The organism is Litorimonas sp., assembly GCA_029936425.1.
Lineage (GTDB): Bacteria > Pseudomonadota > Alphaproteobacteria > Caulobacterales > Maricaulaceae > Litorimonas.
The window spans coordinates 1-1026 of record JAPYSU010000180.1 but is presented as its reverse complement, the minus strand read 5'-3'; the positions used below and the strand labels follow the sequence as shown (position 1 = coordinate 1026).

Genomic DNA, 1026 nt, shown 5'->3' with positions numbered 1-1026 from the left:
ATGAGCGGCATATTCAATGCCCTGATCCGAGTGAAAAACACAACCCAAGCGAGGCTGCTCACGTGACAGCGCCATTCTTAACGCACTCTTGGTCAGCTCGCTGTTTCGCTTACGGCTGAATGACCAACCCACAACCCTGCGGCTATATAGATCCACGACTACCGCGTGATAAAGCCAACCCGAGCCCGTTCGGATATAGGTAAAGTCTCCGGCCCAGTGCTTGCCCTCACTGTCAGCAGATTCCTCCGCCCCCAGCACATTCCCTGCTGAACTGTAGAACTCATGCCTTCCGGGATTCCAGACGTACAATCCTTTGCTGGAAGCATGAATTCCGGCTTCTTTCATCAACCGCGATACCCGACGGACACTGCAGGTGAAGCCATTTTTGCGGAGTTGCTGGTGAAGTCGTCTAGCGCCATAGGCTCGCCGAAATCCCTGATGCAGCTCGACCATGGCCTCTTTCAGCCTTCCGTCATACTGACTTCGCTCACTCTCAGACCGTGAACGCCAGGCATAATAGCCACTCCTCGACACGCCAAGAAGCTGACATAAACGACGCACATTCCGACCTTGGCGGTTCTTCTCAACCAGCTCATAGAGCCTTACTTTTTCCGCTGGAAGAACCGCTCGGCCTTTTTTAGTAAATCGATCTCATCGTTTCGGTTTTCAAGCTCTCGCTCGAGCTTTTTGATGCGCTTTTCAGCTGCCGCGAGCTTCTCCTCTGCTTCCTTCGCAGGATCCGCTCTGCTGGCACGACGTTTCGGGGGTGGCGATGACGATTTCATGTGCTTGTTCTCCCTGAGCTCCCCTCGCCGGTGCTCCATCTGCCAGCGATAAAGCATGACCGGGTGGATACCCAGAGACTCTGCCACATCCTTGGACCTAACGTCAGGGTGATTAGCTAATTTAACGGCTTGGAGTTTATAAGCCAGGGTATAACGGTCGTAATTTCTCTTTCTTGTGTGTCCCACACTACACCTCTCTTATGAACAGAAAACTCTGTCCACAAAAGTGGTTACAGATCAG

Annotated in this window: 2 protein-coding genes; both read right to left on the bottom strand. The window is 52.6% G+C overall.

Annotated features, from left to right (window positions below; genetic code table 11):
• A partial coding sequence (locus tag ACN0IC_RS15840) for an IS3 family transposase (RefSeq protein WP_416879702.1) occupies window positions 1-591 on the bottom strand: 591 nt, incomplete at its 3' end.
• Between the two features lie 11 nt (window positions 592-602).
• A complete protein-coding gene (locus tag ACN0IC_RS15835) occupies window positions 603-971 on the bottom strand; it encodes a transposase (RefSeq protein ID WP_232211718.1) in 369 nt (122 codons plus the stop codon).
• Between the last annotated feature and the right edge of the window lie 55 nt (window positions 972-1026).